This is a genomic window from Streptomyces sp. NPDC015661 (assembly GCF_043077765.1).
In the GTDB taxonomy this organism is placed as follows: Bacteria; Actinomycetota; Actinomycetes; order Streptomycetales; family Streptomycetaceae; genus Streptomyces.
On record NZ_JBIBST010000006.1, the window covers coordinates 524,891 to 544,464 of the forward strand.

14 protein-coding genes are annotated in these 19,574 nt (G+C 74.6%); 10 read left to right on the forward strand and 4 right to left on the reverse strand.

Translation table 11 applies throughout. From position 1 onward, the window contains the following. Positions 1–36: 36 nt before the first annotated feature. Entirely contained in the window at positions 37–1,071 is a 1,035-nt protein-coding gene (locus tag ACF07V_RS19400; protein WP_392155590.1) for a LacI family DNA-binding transcriptional regulator, read from the reverse strand. A 415-nt stretch (positions 1,072–1,486) separates the two neighbouring features. On the opposite strand from ACF07V_RS19400, the gene ACF07V_RS19405 reads away from it, so the two are divergent. Next, the gene (locus ACF07V_RS19405; RefSeq protein ID WP_392155591.1) at positions 1,487–3,289 is read left to right on the forward strand and encodes a VanW family protein; all 1,803 of its coding nucleotides are present in this window, start codon (positions 1,487–1,489) and stop codon (positions 3,287–3,289) included. A gap of 104 nt (positions 3,290–3,393) precedes the next feature. Next, positions 3,394–4,425: a serine hydrolase domain-containing protein gene (locus tag ACF07V_RS19410; protein ID WP_392155593.1), complete on the forward strand. Its 1,032-nt coding sequence runs from the start codon at positions 3,394–3,396 to the stop codon at positions 4,423–4,425. A 36-nt stretch (positions 4,426–4,461) separates the two neighbouring features. Here the strand turns inward: ACF07V_RS19410 and ACF07V_RS19415 are convergent, their stop codons facing one another. Beyond that, positions 4,462–7,323: a BTAD domain-containing putative transcriptional regulator gene (locus ACF07V_RS19415; RefSeq protein ID WP_392155595.1), complete on the reverse strand. Its 2,862-nt coding sequence runs from the start codon at positions 7,321–7,323 to the stop codon at positions 4,462–4,464. A 138-nt stretch (positions 7,324–7,461) separates the two neighbouring features. Between ACF07V_RS19415 and ACF07V_RS19420 the strand changes: the two genes are divergently transcribed. From ACF07V_RS19420 to ACF07V_RS19435, 4 genes are all read left to right on the forward strand, one after another. Next, positions 7,462–8,907: a glyceraldehyde-3-phosphate dehydrogenase gene (locus ACF07V_RS19420; protein ID WP_030689790.1), complete on the forward strand. Its 1,446-nt coding sequence runs from the start codon at positions 7,462–7,464 to the stop codon at positions 8,905–8,907. Positions 8,908–9,027: 120 nt separating this feature from the next. Continuing rightward, complete coding sequence (locus tag ACF07V_RS19425; RefSeq protein ID WP_392155597.1) at positions 9,028–9,843, forward strand: DUF817 domain-containing protein; 816 nt, start codon at positions 9,028–9,030, stop codon at positions 9,841–9,843. Between the two features lie 142 nt (positions 9,844–9,985). Continuing rightward, the gene (locus ACF07V_RS19430; RefSeq protein WP_015031667.1) at positions 9,986–10,189 is read left to right on the forward strand and encodes a cold-shock protein; all 204 of its coding nucleotides are present in this window, start codon (positions 9,986–9,988) and stop codon (positions 10,187–10,189) included. A gap of 94 nt (positions 10,190–10,283) precedes the next feature. After that, positions 10,284–11,660, forward strand: a complete 1,377-nt coding sequence (locus ACF07V_RS19435; RefSeq protein ID WP_392155599.1) for a DEAD/DEAH box helicase — start codon at positions 10,284–10,286, stop codon at positions 11,658–11,660. 58 nt (positions 11,661–11,718) lie between these two features. Here the strand turns inward: ACF07V_RS19435 and ACF07V_RS19440 are convergent, their stop codons facing one another. Next, positions 11,719–14,289 (reverse strand): MFS transporter, encoded by a 2,571-nt coding sequence (locus ACF07V_RS19440; RefSeq protein WP_392155601.1) that lies wholly within the window; start codon positions 14,287–14,289, stop codon positions 11,719–11,721. A gap of 275 nt (positions 14,290–14,564) precedes the next feature. Between ACF07V_RS19440 and ACF07V_RS19445 the strand changes: the two genes are divergently transcribed. The 4 genes from ACF07V_RS19445 to ACF07V_RS19460 all read left to right on the forward strand — a co-directional run bounded on the left by ACF07V_RS19445 (position 14,565) and on the right by ACF07V_RS19460 (position 19,160). Then, positions 14,565–17,621, forward strand: a complete 3,057-nt coding sequence (locus ACF07V_RS19445) for a BTAD domain-containing putative transcriptional regulator (protein ID WP_392155603.1) — start codon at positions 14,565–14,567, stop codon at positions 17,619–17,621. A gap of 111 nt (positions 17,622–17,732) precedes the next feature. Further along, on the forward strand, positions 17,733–18,173 hold the full coding sequence (locus ACF07V_RS19450; protein WP_392155604.1) for a DUF3995 domain-containing protein: 441 nt from the start codon (positions 17,733–17,735) through the stop codon (positions 18,171–18,173). Further along, a complete protein-coding gene (locus ACF07V_RS19455; RefSeq protein WP_392155606.1) occupies positions 18,160–18,681 on the forward strand; it encodes an RNA polymerase sigma factor in 522 nt (173 codons plus the stop codon). Before ACF07V_RS19450 ends, ACF07V_RS19455 begins: the two co-directional genes overlap by 14 nt. Then, the gene (locus tag ACF07V_RS19460) at positions 18,678–19,160 is read left to right on the forward strand and encodes a hypothetical protein (protein WP_392155608.1); all 483 of its coding nucleotides are present in this window, start codon (positions 18,678–18,680) and stop codon (positions 19,158–19,160) included. Before ACF07V_RS19455 ends, ACF07V_RS19460 begins: the two co-directional genes overlap by 4 nt. On the opposite strand, the gene ACF07V_RS19465 is transcribed toward ACF07V_RS19460, so the two are convergent. After that, the gene (locus tag ACF07V_RS19465) at positions 19,135–19,554 is read right to left on the reverse strand and encodes a VOC family protein (RefSeq protein ID WP_392155610.1); all 420 of its coding nucleotides are present in this window, start codon (positions 19,552–19,554) and stop codon (positions 19,135–19,137) included. The genes ACF07V_RS19460 and ACF07V_RS19465 overlap by 26 nt on opposite strands. Positions 19,555–19,574: the final 20 nt, after the last annotated feature.

Below are 19,574 nucleotides of genomic sequence, written 5' to 3' on the forward strand. Positions count from 1 at the left end.
GGCTGCATCTCGGCACCCGGTGCCAGTCCTCCGGGGTCAGGAGGAGTCGCGGACCACGAGCTCCGTGGGCAGCATCCGGCGGGGCTGCTCGTCGGCGTCGCCGGGCGAGGCGATCTCCTCCAGGAGCAGGCGTGCCATGGTGCGGCCCATCTCCTCGATGGGCTGGCGCACGCTGGTCAGCGGCGGGTCCATGTGCCGGGCGACCGCCGAGTCGTCGACGCCGACGAGGGCCACGTCCTCGGGGACCCGGCGGCCCGCCTCGCGCAGGACGCTCCGCGCGCCGGCCGCCATCACGTCGGAGGCGGCGAAGACCGCGTCCAGGTCGGGCCGGCGGTCCAGGAGCTCCCGCATGGCGCGCCGGCCGCCCTCCTCGGTGAAGTCGCCGTTGGCGACGAGCGTCGCGTCGGGGCCGAGGCCGGCCTCCGTGAGGCCCTCGCGGTAGCCGTCGAGGCGGCAGCGGGCCACGTACATGTCGAGCGGCCCGGTGATGGTGGCGATCGCGCGGCGGCCGCGGGCGGCGAGGTGGGCGACGGCGGTCCGTCCCGCGCCGGTGTTGTCGGAGTCGACGAAGGCGACTTGCTCGGCCTCGGTGCGCCGGCCGTTGAGTACGGCGGGCAGGCCGAGGGCGCGGACCTGGTCGGGCAGCGGGTCGTCGGCGTGGACGGAGACGAGGAGGACGCCGTCGACGCGCTGGGCGGCGAGGTACTGCTCGAAGCGCTGCCGCTCCTGCTCGCTGCGGATGAGGGTGAGCAGCAACTGCTTGTCGGCGTCGGCGAGTTCGGCGCTGACGCCGCGGATGATGTCGAGGAAGTACGGCTCGGCGAAGAGGCGCGCCTCGGTCTCGGGGATCACCAGGGCGACGGCGTCGGTGCGGCTGCCGGCGAGGGCGCGGGCGGCCCGGTTGGGGACGTAGCCGAGTTCGGCGACGGCCCGTTCGACGGCGGCCTTGGCCTGCTCGCTCACCTTCGGGGAGCCGTTGATGACGCGGGAGACCGTGCCGCGGCCGACTCCGGCCCGGGCCGCGACCTCCTCCAGGGTGGGCCTGCCGGTCTGCCGCCCGCTCACCGCCATGTGCCGCTTCTCCCCTCGGGCCGCCCGCCCCCGCCTGCGTGTGCACGCGAACCTATCAGGCGGGGCGGCGGGGGCCGGGGGCCGTTGCGGAACGCCTCGGGCGCCGCACCGGCCGGGGCAGGCGACCGCTCGGGCGCCGCACCGGAGAGAGCCGCTCGGACGCCGCACCGGCCGGAGCGAGAGCCGCTCGGACGCCGCACCGGCCGGGGCGAGAGCCGCTCGGACGCCGCGCCGAACGGGGCGAGAGCCGCTCGGACGCCGCGCCGAACGGGGCAGGGGGCCGCTCGGGTCACGCTCCGCGTGCGCGACGCCCCGCTCCGTATCCCCGCAGGTCAAACCGCCCTTATGTGCATAAGACACTCTTTCGGCGTACCGTCGTGTGGTTCCCCCATTCCCCGACGCACCGGGAGAGCGTGTGCCCCGCTCCACGACCGACCATGCCCCGACGCCCCGCGAGGGGCGCCGTCCGCGTCTTCGGACGGCGGCGATCGCGACGGGTGTGGTCGCGGTCGCCGCGGGCGGCCTGTACGTGGCGGGTCTGCTCGCGACCGGGGACGACATATCCGCCGGCACCCGGGTCGACGGCGTGGACATCGGCGGCATGAGCCGTGCCGAGGCCGAGGCCAGGCTGACCGCCGCGGCCCCGGCATCCTGGAAGGCGCCGATACCCGTGCAGGTCGGCGACCGCGCCGCCACCGTGGATCCCGCCACCGCCGGGCTGACCGTGGACGTGGCGAAGACCGCCGACCGCGCGGCCGACCCGTCCCGCGACCCCTTCACCGTCATCGGGCGGCTCTTCTCCTCCGGCGAGCGCGAGGTCAGCCCCGTCCTCGCGTACGACGAGGCCAAGACCCGGGCCGCCGTCGCCGACCTCGCCGAGCGGAACGACCTGGGCGTCCGCGAGGGGTCCGTCGCCTTCCGGGACGGCAAGGCCGTCGCGACCCAGCCGGTGGCCGGCCGGAAGCTGGACACCGGGCAGGCCGCCGAGACACTGCGCGCCTCCTACCCCGCCGCCACGGGCGCGAGCCCGGTGACGCTGCCCGTCGCCGTGACCCAGCCCAAGCTGCCCGCGGCCGAGGTGAACCGCTTCCTCGACACGTACGCCGAACCCGCCGTCTCCGGTCCCGTGACGCTCACCGCCGGCGACCAGCGGCTGCGGATCTCCGCCGCCACCCTCGGCGACCACCTCACCGTGAAGAACGACAACGGCCGCCTGACCGCCTCCCTCGACGAGGAGGCCCTCCTCCGCGACCCCGACGTGGCGCGTCCGCTCGCCGCCCTGACCGGCGCGCCGGTGGAGGCCTCCCTCGGGGTACGGGACGGCAGGGTCGTCGTGGAGTCGGACGGCCGCCCGGGGCACGAGGTGACCGCGAAGGCCCTCGGAGACGCCGTGCGCCCGCTGCTCACCAGGTCCGGTGACGCGGCCCGTACGGCTCCGGTGGCCACCAAGGTCACCGAGCCCGAGCTGACCTCCGCCTCGCTGGCCCGGCTCGGCATCACCGAGCAGATGTCGACGTTCACGGTGAACTTCCCCACCGCCCCGTACCGGACGACGAACATCGGCCGGGCCGCCGAGCTCATCAACGGCTCCCTGGTGCAGCCGGGCGAAGTGTGGAGCTTCAACAAGACGGTCGGCGAGCGGACCCCGGACAACGGCTTCGTCGACGGCACGATGATCCTCGACGGCTCCTACCGCTCCGCGCCCGGCGGCGGCGTGTCGGCCATGGCCACCACCGTCTACAACGCGATGTTCTTCGCGGGGGTGCAGCCCGTCGAGCACGGCGCGCACTCCTTCTACATCGAGCGCTACCCGGCCGGCCGCGAGGCGACCGTCGCCTGGGGCTCGCTCGACCTGAAGTTCCGCAACGACACGGGCAAGCCGATCTACATCAAGGCGAGCGCCACCGACCACTCGGTCACGGTGAGCTTCCTCGGCACGAAGAAGTACGACTCCGTGGAGGCGGTCGCCGGCCCGCGCACCAACCTCACGCAGCCCACCAAGCGCGAGGGCACCGGCGAGGCCTGCGTGCCGCAGCCGCCGCTGGAGGGCTTCGACATCTCGGTGGACCGCGTCTTCAAGAACGGCGGCACCGAGGTCAAGCGGGAGACCTACAAGACCCACTACACCCCGCGCGACGAGGTGACCTGCAAGCCGGTCGCCGAGGACGGCGCCCAGGACACCGGACAGAACGGCCGGCAGGGCGGCGACGGCCGCTGACGGAAGGGTGTCTTCCCGTTCGGCCGGGGCATGACTTCGGAGCGCGGCCCGTCGGTACCCCCGACGGGCCGCCACCCATCTCCCCGGACCGTCGGAGGCACGCCTTGGCACAGCGCAGCGACCCCTTCGAGCGGCTCCTCGGCGAGGCCGCGCGCGCAGGCACGTACCCGGGCGCCGCGTGGGCCGTGGGCGACGCACGCTCCACCCTCTCGTCCGGGGCGGTCGGGCTGCTGGACCCGGCGGACCCGGGTGGACCGGCGCACCCCGACACGCTCTTCGACGTCGCCAGCCTCACCAAGATCCTCACGGTCTGGGCGGTCGTCGGCACCCTCGTCGACGCCGGGAAGCTCGACCTGACCGCCCCGCTCGGCTCGTACTGGCCGGAGGCCGCCGGCCGGCCGCTCGCCGGGGCCACGGCGCACCACCTCCTCACCCACACCGCGGGCCTGCCGCTCCGGGCCAACCTCCGGCATCTGTACGGCTCCGATCCGCAGGACGTCCGCGACGGCGTCCTCGCCGAGCCGCTCCGGCACCGGCCCGGGGAGGCCGTCGCGTACACCGACCGGGCGGCGCTGATCCTCGGCTACCTCGCCGAGCACCTCACCCGGCAGCCGCTCCCCCGGCTCGCGCAGGACCGGGTCTGGACGCCCCTCGCCATGACGGAGACCCGGTACGGGCCGCTGCCCGCGGGGGCGCGGGAGCGGTGCGCGCCCACGGAGTACGACCCGGAGAGCGGCGCCCCGCTCCGGGGCGTCGTCCACGACTTCTCGGCCCGCCTCCTCGGCGGCGCCTGCGGGATCGCCGGGGTGTTCACCACCACCGCCGACATCGGCCGGTTCCTGCGCCATCTGCTCGTCCCGGCGCCGGGGACCTTCTCCGCGGAGTGGACCGCGGCCTCGCTGCGCGTCCACACCGGGCCGCTCGTCCCGCCGCGCGGCCTCTTCTGGCATCCGGCGCCCGGCATGGAACCGGCGGAGGACGTCTGGGCGCACTTCGGCTTCACCGGCACGGCCCTGTGGGTCTCCCCCACGAGCGGCCGCTGGGCCGTGCTGCTCACCAACCGGCTCCGCCTCACCCGGGACCCGGGCCCGCTGACCCACGTCAGGAACGCCTTCCGGACCTTGGCCTTCCGCTAGGGCCGCTCCTCTTCCGCCAGGGCCGGGTCCCGTCCGCTAGAGCCGGGTCCCCTCCTCCAGGGCCCGGGACGCGAGGGCCTTCAGGCCTTCCAGGCATTCGTCGATCCGCTTGGCGAGGTTGTGCCGGCGGGCGAGCTCCAGGCACGACTCCCAGGTCTCGCGGGCCGCGTCCCACTCCCCGAAGTGGTGGTGGGCCCGGGCCGTGAAGACCAGGCAGTCGGCCGTACCGCCCTGGTCGCTCATCCGGAGGCGGATGGACAGCGCCTCCGCCAGGACCTCGAACGCCTCGTCGCGGTCGCCGAGGACGCGCAGCACGTCGCCGTAGTTGGTGAGCGCGGTGGCGAGGAACACCCCGTGGCCGGTCCCGCGGATCAGCTCGATGACCCTGCGGTAGTCCGCGGCCGCCAGGTCCGGTTCGCCGAGCATCTTGTGGACGTCCGCGATCCGGCTGAGGAGGAGCGCCTCGCCCCGGGTGTTCCCGGCCTCGCGGTAGAGGTCGCGGGAGCGTTCGGCGTGGACGAGCGCCTGCTCGGAGTCCTCCAGCTGCAGGTACACCGCCGACATGTTGCCGAGGATCGACGCGCGGGCCGTGAGGTCCCCGCGCTCGGTGAAGAGGTCCAGGGCGATCCGGAGGTGCTCCAGGCAGGCCTCGTTGCGGAAGGCCATGCCGTGGGCGACGGCCGTGCGCCGGTGCAGCCAGGCCTGCCCGAGCCGGTCGTCGTGCGCCCGGGCGATGTCCATGGCCTGCTCCAGGCAGGCGTCCCACTCCCCCGTCCACCAGTGCGTGCTCGCGTGGCCGAAGAGGCCCACGGCGAGCCGCCAGGCGATGTCGGAGCGGCCGAGCTCCCCGGCCCCGGTGAGGGCGTCCCGGACGGCCGGCAGCTCCTTCGCGGTCCACCGGATCGCCTCGTCGTCGTCCGCGAACTCGGGCAGCGACAGGTTCTTCAGCGCCTCGCCGTCGAGCGGCGGCGGGGACTGGGTCTCGCGGGTGGCCGCCAGGGTCGCGGCCGCGAGGGCCGCCGCGTACCAGGAGAGCAGCCGGAGCAGCGCCGTGCTGCGCTCCTCCTCGGTGTCCTCCTCGTCCCGCTGCGCCGCGTACTCGCCGAGCAGGTCGTGCAGCTGGTACCGGTCGGGCTCGGGGTTGAGGACGAGGTGGGCGTCGGCGAGGACGTCGAGGACGGCCGCCGCCCGGGCCTCCGTGACGTCGAGGAGCGCCGCGGCGGACTGCGGGGTGACGGCGTGCGCCGACCACACCCGCCCCAGGAGTCTGAAGGCCCGTGCGGCCTCGCGCTCCAGCGGCTGGTCGCTGTCCCGCATGGCCACGTAGCTCATGGCGAAGGTGCGGCGGACGTCGAAGTCCCCCATGGCGAGGGTGTCGAGTCGGCCCCGGTGGGGGGTGAGCCGCTTCGCCAGGAGCGCCAGGGGCCAGGAGGGCCGGGAGGCCAGCCGGCTGCCGACGATGTGCAGGGCCAGCGGCAGGCCTCCGCAGGCGGCCATGATGTCGGCCAGCGCCTCGGGCTCGCTCCCTACCCGCTCGGCGCCGGCGAGCCTGGCGAGCAGCGCGTGCTGGTCGGACTCCGGCAGCGGGGAGAGCGGGACCTTGGCGGAGCCCGGCAGGTCGGCGAGCAGCTGGCGGCTGGTGATCAGGGCGGCGCTGGGCCCGCCGGCGGGCAGCAGGGGCGCCACGTGGGCGGCGTTGCGCGCGTTGTCGAGGACCAGGAGCACACGGCGCTCGGCGAGCGCCGAGCGGAGGAGGAGGGCGCGGTCGTCGGTGTCCTCGGGCAGGGCGTCCTGGTGGACGCCCAGGTCGGACAGGAACCGGGCGAGCAGCTCGTGGGCCGTGCGCGCCCCGCCGACGCAGTAGCCGCGCAGGTCGGCGTAGAGGGCGCCGTCGGGGAAGGCCTCGCGCAGCCGGTGCGCGACGTGGACCGCGAGGGCGGTCTTGCCGACGCCGCCCATGCCGGAGACCACGACGGCCCGGACGCGGGCGGTCGCGGGCCCGGCGTCCGCCGCCGCGCCCGTGCCGCCGAGGAGGGCCCGTACGGCCGCGACCTCGGCCTCCCGGCCCGTGAAGGCGTCGGCCTCGCAGGGCAGCTGGAAGGGCGGGCGGGCCGAGGCGGGGCGTGGGCGGGGTGCGGCTTCTCCCGCGAGCACCTCCGCGTACGCCTCCCGGACGGCCGCGCCGGGTTCCGTGCCGAGCTGGTCGACCAGGTTCCGGCGCAGCCGCTGGAAGACGGAGAAGGCCTCGGCCTGGCGGCCGGAGCGGTGCAGGGCGAGCATGAGGCTCCGGTGGAAGCCCTCGCGCAGCGGGTGCTCCCCCGCCAGGGTGGTGAGCGGGGCGACGGCCTCGTGGTGGCGGCCGAGGCGCAGTTCGGCGTCGAAGCTCCATTCGAGGGCCTGGAGGCGCGCCTCCGCGAGCTGGTGGATCCGGAGCGCGGGCGTCTCGGTCTCGGAGTAGGGGGCGAGGTCCGCGAGGGGGGTGCCGCGCCACAGCGGCATGGCGAGCTCGGTCTCGCGGCGGACCGCCTCCCAGTCCTCCCGCCGGTGCGCCTGCCGGGCGGCCAGGACCCGGGCCTCGAAGACGTCGGCGTCGAACTCGCCCTCGTGGACGGTCAGCTGGTAGCCGGGGGCGACGGTGCGCAGCCGCTCGTCGGTGCCGCCGTCGGCGGCGGCGAGGACGCGGCGGAGCCTGGTGAGGTGGTTGGCGAGGGCGGCGTCGGCGCTGGCGGGGACCGAGGAGCCCCAGAGGGCCTCCTTGAGGGCGTCCCGGGAGACCGTGCGGTTGGCCTGGAGCAGTAAGGCGGCGAGGAGGACGCGGACCTTGGGGCCGGTCACCGGCCGCAGCTCCGTCCCGTCGTGGACGACGAGCGATCCGAGCAGCCCGAACTTCACCACCATGCCCCCGCATCAAGGTAGGAGGGCCCGCCCGCCTGCGGCGGATCCCGACGTGACCCATCGTACGGTTCGGCACCCCTTGATTGATCAAACCGGCCGCGGGTTACCATATGAGCGCCGCCTAGCTCGAAAGATAATCTTGTGACTGTCAATGACGACTCGTTCACCAGCTGGAAGAACCGCGAGGAGATCGCGGAGTCGATGATCCCGATCATCGGGAAGCTGCACCGGGAGCAGGACGTCACCGTCCTGGTCCACAGCCGCTCCCTGGTGAACAAGTCGGTGGTCAGCATCCTCAAGACCCACCGCTTCGCCCGGCAGATCGACGGCGAGGAGCTCTCGGTCACCGAGACGCTGCCGTTCCTCGAGACGCTCACGACCCTCGACCTGGGCCCCTGCCAGATCGACATCGGTGTGCTCGCCGCGGACTACAAGACCGACGACCGTGGTCTCTCGGTCGCCGAGTTCACCGCCGAGGCCGTCGCCGGTGCCACCGGCGAGAACAAGATCGAGCGCCGTGACGGCCGTGACGTCGTCCTCTACGGCTTCGGCCGCATCGGCCGCCTCGTCGCCCGTCTCCTCATCGAGAAGGCCGGCTCCGGCAACGGTCTGCGCCTGCGCGCGATCGTCGTCCGCGGCGGCGGCGACCAGGACCTCGTGAAGCGCGCCTCGCTGCTGCGCCGCGACTCCATCCACGGCCAGTTCCAGGGCACGATCACGGTCGACGAGGCGAACAGCACCATCGTCGCCAACGGCAACACGATCAAGGTGATCTACGCCAACGACCCCTCCGAGGTCGACTACACGGCGTACGGCATCGACAACGCCATCCTCATCGACAACACCGGCAAGTGGCGGGACCGCGAGGGCCTCTCCAAGCACCTGCGCCCCGGCATCGACAAGGTCGTCCTGACCGCGCCCGGCAAGGGTGACGTGCCGAACATCGTGCACGGCGTCAACCACGACACGGTCAAGCCGGACGAGCAGATCCTGTCCTGCGCCTCCTGCACGACCAACGCGATCGTCCCGCCGCTCAAGGCCATGGACGACGAGTACGGCGTGCTGCGCGGCCACGTGGAGACGGTCCACTCGTTCACGAACGACCAGAACCTGCTGGACAACTACCACAAGGCCGACCGCCGCGGCCGTTCCGCGCCGCTCAACATGGTGATCACCGAGACCGGTGCCGCCTCGGCCGTCGCCAAGGCGCTGCCGGACCTGAAGGCCCCGATCACCGGCAGCTCGATCCGCGTCCCCGTCCCGGACGTCTCGATCGCCATCCTGAGCCTGCGCCTGGGCCGCGAGACCACCCGCGAGGAGGTCCTCGAGTACCTCCGCGACGTCTCGCTGCACTCGCCGCTGAAGCGCCAGATCGACTTCACCACGGCCCCCGACGCCGTCTCGATGGACTTCGTCGGCTCGCGCCACGCGTCCATCGTCGACGCCGGCGCGACCAAGGTCGACGGCGACAACGCGATCCTGTACCTGTGGTACGACAACGAGTTCGGCTACTCGTGCCAGGTCATCCGGGTCGTCCAGCACGTCTCCGGCGTGGAGTACCCGACCTTCCCGTCCCCGGCGGTCTGATCTCCGCAGCACGACCGCACCACGGCGCGCCGCACCTCCCGTCCGGGGGGTGCGGCGCGCCGCTGTTCCGCCGCGGGAACGCGGCGAACCGAACACCGGTGCGCCCGCGTCCCTCCCGCCATGAGGACGCTCACCCACGGGACACGTCAACTGCTGCGCTTCGCGGTCCTGGAGGCGCGCTGCTGCGCCTTCGCCGTCGCGCTCGTCGGCGGCATCGCCGTCTCGACGCTGCTGCCCGAACTGCCGGTCGCCCGCTACGACCTGCTGCTCCTGTACGGCGTCGCGCTCACCGTCCTCGCGTGGAAGGTCGGCTGGGACACCGGCCGGGACGTCGCCGTGATCGCCGGATGCCACGTCATCGGCCTCCTCTTCGAGCTGGTCAAGGTGCGGATGGGCTCCTGGAGCTATCCGGAGGACGCCCTGACCAAGTTCGGCGGCGTGCCGCTGTACGGCGGGTTCCTGTACGCGGCGCTCGGCAGCTACGTCTGCCGTGCCTGGCACCTGTTCGACCTGCGGCTCACGGGCTACCGGCCCCGGGTCACGGCGGTCCTCGCCGGGGCGGTGTACGTGAACTTCTTCAGCCACCACTGGCTGCCCGACGCCCGCTGGGCCCTGGCCGCGCTGCTCCTGGCCGCCACGGCGGGGACCTGGGTCCGGTTCCGGGTCGGCGAGAGCGACCACCGGATGCCCCTGGCCCTGTCCTTCGTCCTGATCGGCTTCTTCCTCTGGGTCGCCGAGAACGTGGCCACGTACGTCGGCGCCTGGAGCTACCCGGACCAGCTGGACGGCTGGCAGCCGGTCTCCCTCACGAAGTTCGGCGCCTGGGCGCTGCTCGTCACCGTCACCTTCACCCTCACGGCAAATCGGACATTCTTCGTGCATGCCCGAAGGAACCGTGCTACAGTCGAGCCCAGTTGCAGTCGTGGTTCCCAATGAACTTACAAGTGCCTTTGGCGATTCGACATCGCCAGGCACTTTATGTGTTTTCGGTGCAGTTTTCCGGACGGGGCAATCATCACGGCGACGCCGGGATCCGCACAGTGCGGTTCCCAGGGCTACGCCCCGAAGGAGATATGTCATGGCTAATGGCACCGTGAAGTGGTTCAACTCGGAAAAGGGCTTCGGCTTCATCGAGCAGGAGGGTGGCGGCCCGGACGTGTTCGCCCACTACTCCAACATCGCCACCTCCGGCTTCCGTGAGCTCCAGGAAGGCCAGAAGGTGACCTTCGACGTCACGCAGGGCCAGAAGGGCCCGCAGGCGGAGAACATCCTCCCCGCCTGACGTTGACACGTCCGACGCGGCCGGGGTCCCCACCCGTGTGGTGGGGGCCCCGGCCCGTCGCGTTTCCCAGACTTTCCGACGGACCAGGTGCCGCATGACCACCACGCCCCACAAGGACGCCCCCGCGGCGGCCGAGACCTTCGCCGCCTTCGACCTGCCGGCCGAGCTGCTCGCGGAGCTCACCCGCCGCGGAGTCGAGGCGCCCTTCCCGATCCAGGCCGCCACGCTCCCGGACGCCCTCGCGGGCCGCGACGTCCTCGGCCGCGGGCAGACCGGCTCCGGCAAGACGCTCGCGTTCGGCCTGCCGCTCCTCGCCCGCACCGCCGGGCGCCGGGCCGAGGCCCGCAAGCCGCTCGCCCTGGTCCTGGTCCCCACCCGCGAGCTGGCCCAGCAGGTCGCCGACGCCCTCGCCCCGTACGCCGAGGCCCTGAGGCTGCGCCTGGCCACCGTGGTCGGCGGCATGTCGATCGGGCGGCAGGCCACCGCGCTGCGGGACGGCGCCGAGGTCCTGATCGCCACCCCGGGCCGGCTCATGGACCTCGTCGAGCGCAAGGACTGCCGGCTCGACCGGGTGGCCGTGACCGTCCTCGACGAAGCCGACCGGATGGCCGACATGGGCTTCCTGCCCCAGGTCACCGAGCTCCTCGACCAGGTGCCGAACGGCGGCCAGCGGATGCTGTTCTCGGCCACCCTCGACCGGGACGTCGACGCGCTGGTCGAGCGCTACCTGCAGGACCCGGCCGCCCACTCCGTCGACCCCTCGGCCGCCGCGGTCTCCACGATGGAGCACCACGTGCTGCACGTGCACGGACCCGACAAGTTCGCCACCGCCACGGAGATCGCCGCGCGCGACGGGCGCGTGATCATGTTCCTGCACACGAAGGCCTCCGTCGACCGCTTCACCAAGCACCTCCTCGGCAGCGGTGTGCGGGCCGCGGCCCTGCACAGCGGCAAGTCGCAGCCGCTGCGGACGCGGACCCTGGACCGCTTCAGGACCGGCGAGGTCACCGTCCTGGTGGCCACCGACGTGGCGGCGCGCGGCATCCACGTCGACGAGCTCGACCTCGTCGTCAACGTCGACCCGCCCGCCGACGCCAAGGACTACCTCCACCGCGGCGGGCGCACCGCGCGCGCCGGGGAGTCCGGGCGCGTGGTCACGCTGGTCACGGACGAGGAGCGCCGGGACGTGGCCCGGCTCATGACGGAGGCGGGCATCCGGCCCCGTACCACCCGGGTCCGCTCCGGCGAGGCCGAGCTGACCCGCATCACCGGCGCCCGGAAGCCCTCGGGCGTACCGGTCGACGGCAGCGCGCCGAGCCAGGAGGGCGGCAGGCGCGGCGGCGCGGCCTTCCGGGGCATGGGCACCGTCCCGGGCCGCCCGGGCCGTGCCAAGAACGAGTCCCGCCGCGCCGCAGAGGCCCGCAAGACGGCCGAGGCCCGCCGGGCCGCGAAGGTCCGCCGGGGCGGCTGACCGGCCGGCGTCCCCGCGGAGAAGTCGGTGACGTCCCTCGCGGGGCCCGGCCTCCGGTTCAGCGGCCCGGCTCCGGGGCCCTCGTCGTGACCAGCAGGCCCGCCAGGAGGCCCGCGAGGAGCAGGAGCCCGGCAGCGGCCCAGAGGACGGCGGAGTAGGCGTCCAGGACGGCCGCGTTCGCCTGCGTGACGGACTCGGCCGCCGCCTCCGGAAGCATGCGCGGGTTGACCAGGACGCCGTTCCGGACCGCCTCCACGAGGGGCTGCGGCAGACCCTGGAGTGCGTCGAGGTGGCCCGAGACCGCCGGCGTGACGACGGTGACGAAGAGCGGGACGGCCAGCCATCCGCCGAGGCCCTGGGCCACGAGCACCGTCGCCGCCGTGCCGCCGGAGCCCTGGAAGCCGCTCGTTCCGGTCGCGGTGGCGAGCAGCGGCCCCAGGGCCGTGCCGAGGCCCAGGCCGACGAGGACGATGCCGGGCAGGACGACGGAGGCGTACGGGCTGTCGGCCTCCAGTCCGGCCAGGAGTCCCATGCCGACGGCCGCGAGGGCCAGACCCGGGACGGCGAGGAGCCGGGGCGCCAGCCGGGCCTGGAGGAAGCCGGTGACCTGGGCGGCGACGAGGACGGCACCGGCCATGGGGAGCAGGGCGAGACCCAGCTGGGCCGGGCTGTCGCCGAGGGCGTTCTGGAGGTAGAGGGACAGGATCAGGAACAGGGTGGGCGTGCCCACACCGGCGAGCGCGAGCGCGAGGAGGGAGCCCGCGCGGTCGCGGTCCCGGAAGAGCCCGGGCGGGACGAGCGGGCTGCCCGTCCGGGTCTGCCACCACACGAAGGTCACCAGGAACGCCGCGCCGGCGAGCAGGAGGAGCAGGGTCAGGGGTGCGGTCCAGCCGGCCTCCTGGACCCGGTCGAAGGCGAAGGCGAGGGCGGCCGACGCGCCGGTGCCGAGCAGCAGGCCCGGTGCGTCGGGGCGGGCAGGGGTACGGGCCGACCGGTCGTCCCCGAGGAGGGCGGCGGGGACCACGGCGATCAGGGCGAGCGGGACCGCGGCGTACAGGTTCATGCGCCAGCTCATGGTCTCGGCCATCCAGGTGCCCGCGAAGCCTCCGACGGCCAGGCCGCCACCGGCGAACACGGCGTAGATCCCGAAGGCCGTGCCGCGCTCCTTGGGGTCGGTGAAGCCGCCGGCCACCAGGGAGAGCGCGGCCGAGGAGAGCAGCGCGGCGAAGACGCCCTGGAGGGCGTGTGCCGCGATGAGCACGCCGGCCCCCGTGGCCGCTCCGCCGACCGCGGAGGCCACGGCGAAGCCCGCCAGCCCGATGATCACCACCCGCTTGCGGCCCAGGAGGTCGGCGAGGTGGCCGCCGAGCAGCAGCAGGGCGCCGAAGGCGATCACGTAGGCGAACGACATCCGCTGGAGGTCGTCGGAGGAGAGGCCCAGGTCGACCCGGATCATCGGTACCGCGATGTTCGTGCTCATCGCCCCGACGAGGACGAGGAACTGCGTGAGGACAGCGGCGACCAGGCCCCACCACCGCCGGGGGGACGGACCCGCCTGGCCGGCCGGGGCGGTGGGCGGGCCCCACGCTCCGGGCACGGCGTCCACGGCGGGCCCGAACCCCGGCGGCGCCGGGTTGCCGCCCACCGGCGCCGTCGGGGTGTAGGCGACGTGCGGCGGGTACGGCTGGGGCTGCGCCGGGATCCGCGGATCCGGCGGCGTGCCCCTCGTCTCGGGCGCGAAGTCCAGCAACCTGGCGGCGTGCCGGCCGAGTTGGGCGAGCACCGCGCCGGGCAGCCACTCCTCGGCCGGGTCGGTGGCGGTGCGCGCCGCCACGTCGGCCGGTGTCGGGCGCCGGGCGGGATCCTTGTGCAGGCAGGCCCGTACGAGATCGACCAGCGAGTCCGGCACGCCGGTCAGGTCCGGCTCGTCCTCCGCGATCCGGAAGAGGTGCGCGCCGAGTCCGGTGTCGGTGGCGCCGAAGAGGAGCCGCCCGGTGGCGGCGTACACGAGGACGGCACCCAAGCAGAACACGTCGCTGGCGGGGGTGAGTTCGAGCCCTCGCACCTGCTCGGGCGACATGAACCCCGGCGAGCCGATCAGCATGCCCGTGCGGGTGTGCAGGCTGTCCCCGCCGAGCCCGTCCATGGCCCGCGCGATGCCGAAGTCGATCACGCGCGGCCCGTCCACGGTCACCAGCACGTTGGAGGGCTTCAGATCGCGGTGGATCAGTCCCGCCGCGTGCACGGACTGGAGCGCCACGGCGAGCCGGTGGGCGAGGGTGCGCACCGAGTGCTCCGGCAGCGGACCGAAGTCCTTGGCCACCACGGTGGTCAGGTCGGGCCCGGGGATGTACTGGGTCGCCACCCACGGCACCGGCGCCTCGGTGTCGGCGTCGAGCACCGCCGCCGTCCACTCCCCTCCCACCCGCCGCGCGGCCTCCACCTCGCGCGCGAAGCGCCGGCGGAACTCCGGGTGCTGGGCGTGCTCGGCCTGCACCACCTTCACGGCGACCGTCCGCCCGGCCTCGGACCGGCCGAGGTACACCAGTCCCATCCCGCCCGCGCCGAGCCGGGCGATGAGACGGTACGGGCCGATGCGCGTCGGATCTTCGGTGATCAACTGGTCCACGGCAGCAACATAGTTGAGGAGCCTCCGGCCCGGTGCGGGATCAACCGAACCATGGGCCACATCACGAGGCCGCGCCCCGGCGCGGTGCCGGCCTGTGTCATGGCGAGGTCTCTCTCTTCTTGACGACGCGGGCCGGCTGCCGCCCCCACGGCGGCAGCCGGCCCGACGGCGCCCACCCTGACGCGGCGCGCTGCAAGGCCGATGAAATGCTGCTGAAGCGAAGGTCTTGGGAAGCGGTGCGGGCACCGCGCGCACGGGGGACACGGGGCGAGGACATGAGTGTGGAACCGTTGGGCCGCGGCCCGGCCGGGGCGGCCGGGCCCCTGCGGATCGATCTGCTCGGGCCCGTCCGGGCGCTGCGCGGCGACGTCCCGGTCGCTCTCGGTCCGGTACGGCGGCAGGCGGTGCTCGCCGCCCTGGTGCTGCGCGCCCCGGGCTTCGTGACGTACCGGCAGCTCCTCGACGACGTCTGGGGAGCGGAACCGCCGGGCACGGGCCACCGCGTCCTGCCGAGCTATGTGTACGCGCTCCGCAGGGCCCTGGACCCGGCGGACGCCGGGCCGGACCGCTCCGTGATCGGCGGCGGGCGCGGCGGCTACCGCTTCGAGCCCGGCGGGGCCCGCACCGACCTCGCCGAACTCGCCGAGCAGGCGGCGCTCGGCCGGCACGCCAAGGCCTCCGGCGACCTCGATGGCGCCCTCGACGCGGGCGGCCGGGCGCTCGCGCTGCTCCGCGGCGAGCCGCTGCCCGGCCTGCCGGGCCCGCTCGCCGACACGGAGCGGCAGCGGCTCGTCCGGCTGCGCCGGGCCCTGCAGCAGGAGCGCGCGGAGTGCCTCATCCTGCTCGGCCGTCACCCGGAGGCCCTGGACGGCCTCCTGGCGGCGTCCGGGGCGCTGCCGTACGACGAACCTCTCGCCGCCCTGCGGATGCGCGCGCTGTACGGCAGCGGCCGGCAGGCCGAGGCCCTCGCCGTCTACCGGGAGACCCGCGCGCGGCTCCTCGACGAGCTGGGCGTGGAACCCGGCGAGGACCTGCGCCGCGTGCACCAGGCGGTGTTGCGCCGGGACGACGCGCTGCTCCTCGGCCGGGGGGCGCGGGCCGCGGGCGCGGGGACCCTGTGGGCCACCGCCGCGGACCCGGAGGAGTCGGTGCACACCGGCCGCGCGGAGGACCCCGACCGCCCCGTCGACGCCCGCCGCTCCGGCGTCCCCGACAGCCCCGTCCGCCCCCGTCGCAACGAACTCCCCGGTGACACGGCCTGTCTGGTGGGGCGTGCGGCGGATCTCGCCGTTCTCACGGCTCCCGTCCATCCGGGCGCCGTGTCCGTGATGACCGTGGACGGGACGGCGGGGGTCGGCAAAACCGCGCTCGTCGTGCGTGCCGCCTGGGCGCTGGCCGACGAGCACCCCGACGGCTGTCTGTTCGTGGACCTGGAGGCGCACGGCGCGGACGGCCCGCACCGGGCCCTGCGCCGGCTGCTCCGCACCGTGCGGGGCCCGGCCGAGGAGCTCCCCGCCGAGAGGGACGACGCGGACGGCCTGACGGACCTGGTCACGGCCTGGCGGGCGGCGACCAGCGGGTTGCGGCTGCTGCTCGTCGTGGACGGCGCGCGGAGCGCCGAACAGGTCCGGCCGCTGCTGCCGGCCGGGCCGGGGAGCCGGGTCCTCGTGGCGGGCCGACGGCGGCTGCCCGGCCTCGACGCCGACGCGAGGCTCACGGTGGAGCCGCTGGACACCGGTGAATCGGTCGGGCTGCTGCGCGCGCTCCTCGGGGAGTCCCGGGCGGACGGCGAGCCCGAGGCGGCCGTGGAGCTCGCCCGGCGCTGCGGGGGACTGCCGCTGGCGCTGCGGATCGCGAGCGCCCGGCTGCAGAACCGCCCGTCCTGGACCCTGTCGTTCCTCGCGGGCCGGATGTCCGACGACGCACGCGGTCTCGACGAGCTGCGGGCGGAGGACCGCAGCGTGGAGGCGGCGTTCCGGCTCTCGTACGAGCGGCTCGAACCCGAACTGCAGCGCGGGTTCCGGGTGTTGGGGGTGCTCCCGACGGTCCGGTTCGACGGGCTCGGCCCGGCCGCCGCGCTGGGCCGTTCCCGTGCGCACGCCGAGCGGATCCTGGAGGGCCTGGTCGACGCGAGTCTGCTCCAGGAGCCGCATCCGGGGCGCTACCGGCTGCACGACCTCGTCCGGGCCCACGCGCGGCGGCTCGCCGCCGCCGCGCCCGGGGAGGCGGCCGCGGACCGCGCGGCCGTCCTGCGTCTCTACACGGCGGCGGGCCGGCTGGCGGGCGACTGGGGTCCGGACGCGTTCCCGACGGGCCCCGACACCGCCGGCGCCCCGTTCACCGGCCGGCGGGAGGCGTCGGCGTGGCTGGACGCGGCGGGCGGGGAGCTGGTCGACGTGGTGGCGTACGCGGCGGCGGCCGGGGAGTTCGACCATGCCTGCTGGATCGCGGAGGCCCTGGTGGACCATCTGCTCCGGCAGGGCCAGCCGCACGAGTGCCGGGCCGCCCTGGAACTCGCCCTGCCCTGCGCCGACCGGGCCACCGACCGGCGCATGCGGTCCTCGCTCCGGTCCTGCAGGGGGGTCGTCGACGTCCACCGGGGTCGGTTCCGGCAGGCGCACGCCTGGTTCACGGAAGCGCTGCACAGCAGCACCGGCGCCCGGGACCGGGCCCGGGCCGTCGCCGGAATCGGCGTCTGCGCGTGGACGCAGGGCCGCGTCGAGGAGGGGACCGCACACCTGGAGGAGGCGGTGGAGCTGGCGGCGGGGCACGGCGACGACTGGCTGACCAACGTGGTGACCTGCAACCTCGGCGCGATCCACCACCAGCAGGGACGCCACGAGCAGGCGCTCTCGCTGTACCTGTCGGCCCTCGCGCTCGCCGAGAGGAGCGGCAGGCCCCGCACGATCAGCAGCAGCCTGTGCTTCGTGGCCGACGCCCAACTGGCCCTCGGCAGGACCGCGGAGGCCGTCGGACTGCTGCGGCGGGCGGCCGCTCTCGCCCGCGAGGCCGACGAAGCGACGCTGCACGCCTCGGCCCTGTCCCGCCTGGCCACCGCCGAACAGGTCCGGGGCGAGCTGCGCACCGCCGTCGACACCCACCACGAGGCCCTGTCCACGCTCACCGAACACACCAGTACCTGGCTGGAGATGGAGATCCGCATCCGGCTCGGCAGCACCTACGCGGCGGCGGGCCGTCACGCGGAGGCCCGCCGGGAGTTCCGGACGGCCCTCTCCCTTCCCGACGCCGGCGACCACCCCCGGCAGTACGACCGCGCACGCGCCGGCCTGGCCGCCGCGGACGACCGAGCGCCGGACGCCGCCGACCGGTAGGGAGTGAGCCGGATCACACGGAACGTTCGAGGCGTACGCATCCTCCTTCAGGTGTCGGCGCCCCGGCGCCCGATCCGGTCTCGACCTCGACCCCGATACGGAGGGGACCCCATGGCGGTCATCGACATCGAACGGCCTCGCGCGGCCCGCGGCGGGCTTGCCGTCGCCGCACTGCTCGCCGTTCTCGCGCTCGCGCACGTCTACTGGGCGACCGGCCTGACCTGGCCGGCCGCCGACGAGCGGGGGCTCTCGCTCGCCGTCCTCGGCAGCGTCGTGTCCTTCGGTCCGGCGGTGGTGCTGCCGCTCGCGGTGGTCGAGGGGGGTGCGGCGGTCGCCGTGGCCGCCCATGCGCACGGGGTCCACGGTCGCCGGATCCCCCGCCTCGTCACGTACGCCGTGGCCGGCGGGATGCTGCTGCGCGGGGTGGCCGGCGTGGTGTGGATCGTGGTGGGCCGGGACGGTTCCGGGGCGGCCTTCCCCTGGCTGAACGCGCTGCTCTACACCCCGCTGAGCCTGGTCTTCGGCTGGACGGCCCTGCGTGCCGCCCGCTGAGTCCGCCGGCCCCGTCGACCGGGGTGTCACGCTCGTCCGGGCCGCCCGGCGGGGCGACACCCTGGCCCTGCACGACCTCCTCGACCACCTCACCCCGTACATCTCCCGGATCTGCGGGCCCATCGCCCTCGACGACGGGCCGGACGCCACCCAGGAGGCCCTGGTCGCCGTCTTCACCTCGCTGCGTTCGCTGCGGGAGCCCGAGGCGCTGTACGGGTGGGTGCGGGCGATCTCCGTACGGGAGGCGGTGCGGGTCGCCAGGCGGGCGGCGCGGGCGCGGCCGGCCGAGCTCCCCGACGTACCGGAGCGGGGCGATCCGCAGCTGGCCGCCGACATCGGCGACGTCCTGGCCCGGCTGTCGCCGGCGCACCGGGCGGTGCTGGTGCTGCGGGACGTCGAGGGGATGGACGAGGAGGCCGCGGCGGCCCTCCTCGGGGTGCCGGCGGGCACGGCGAAGTCCCGGTTGCACCGGGCACGGCAGAGCTTCCGAAGGGCGTGGTCCGCGTGAACGGCGAAGAGGCGATGATCGACGACGTGCGGCGACTGCGCGTGATGGGCGCCGGCGTGCGGGGCGCGCGGATCGTGGAGGAGGTGCTGCCCGCGCCGCTCGACGTGGTGTGGGCGGTCATGGGCGATCTGGAGGGCGGCTTCGGGGAGTTCCAGCCCGACATGCGGTCGGTGCGGGTGCTGCGCCGGGACGGCGACCGGGTCGAGGCCCTCGCCCGCAGCCGCTACGGCCTGCGGGCCCGGTTCCACGGGGTGCTGCGGCCGGGCTGGTGCTGGCTGCAGAGCCGGTTCCTGGTCATCGGGATGGCGGCGGTCGACGAGGGCGGCCGGACCCGGGTGGCGCTCACCGGCGGCGTCCGGGTCCCGGGGCGTGCCGCGCTGGTGCCGTTCGGGACGCGCCGTGAACTGGAGCGGGCCATGGCGCGCCTCGCCGAACGGGTGGCCGGTCAGCCGGTCAGGAGGCGTTCTCCGGGCTGGTGATGTTGACCATCCAGGTGATGCCGAAGCGGTCCGTGCACATGCCGAAGACGTCGCCCCACATCTGCTTCTCCAGCGGGACGGAGACGGTGCCGCTGCCGGAGAGCTGCTCCCAGTAGCCGCGGAGCTCGCCGTCGTCCTCGCCGCTCACGCTCACGGCGATGTTGGTGCCGGGCCGGTGCGGCATGCCCGGGGGGACGTCCCCGGCCATGAGGGTGAAGCCGCTGTCGGTCTCCAGCATGGCGTGCATGATCTTGTCGGCGTTGTCGGCGGCCTTGTCGCCGAACGCGCCGTAGGTGTTGAGCGCGAGGGTGCCGCCGAAGACCTCCTCGTAGAACTCCATGGCCTGGCGGGCGTCGCCGTCGAAGGTGATGTACGGGTTGAGCCGAGAGGGCACGAGCCTCCCCTTCCGTGACG

Excerpts from the sequence above, each read along its gene's own strand:
- ACF07V_RS19400 (WP_392155590.1), bottom strand. The coding sequence starts at position 1,071 with ATGGCGGTGAGCGGGCGGCAGACCGGCAGGCCCACCCTGGAGGAGGTC.
- ACF07V_RS19415 (WP_392155595.1), bottom strand. The coding sequence starts at position 7,323 with ATGGTGGTGAAGTTCGGGCTGCTCGGATCGCTCGTCGTCCACGACGGG.
- ACF07V_RS19425 (WP_392155597.1), top strand. The coding sequence starts at position 9,028 with ATGAGGACGCTCACCCACGGGACACGTCAACTGCTGCGCTTCGCGGTC.
- ACF07V_RS19430 (WP_015031667.1), top strand. The coding sequence starts at position 9,986 with ATGGCTAATGGCACCGTGAAGTGGTTCAACTCGGAAAAGGGCTTCGGC.
- ACF07V_RS19435 (WP_392155599.1), top strand. The coding sequence starts at position 10,284 with ATGACCACCACGCCCCACAAGGACGCCCCCGCGGCGGCCGAGACCTTC.
- ACF07V_RS19445 (WP_392155603.1), top strand. The coding sequence starts at position 14,565 with ATGAGTGTGGAACCGTTGGGCCGCGGCCCGGCCGGGGCGGCCGGGCCC.
- ACF07V_RS19450 (WP_392155604.1), top strand. The coding sequence starts at position 17,733 with ATGGCGGTCATCGACATCGAACGGCCTCGCGCGGCCCGCGGCGGGCTT.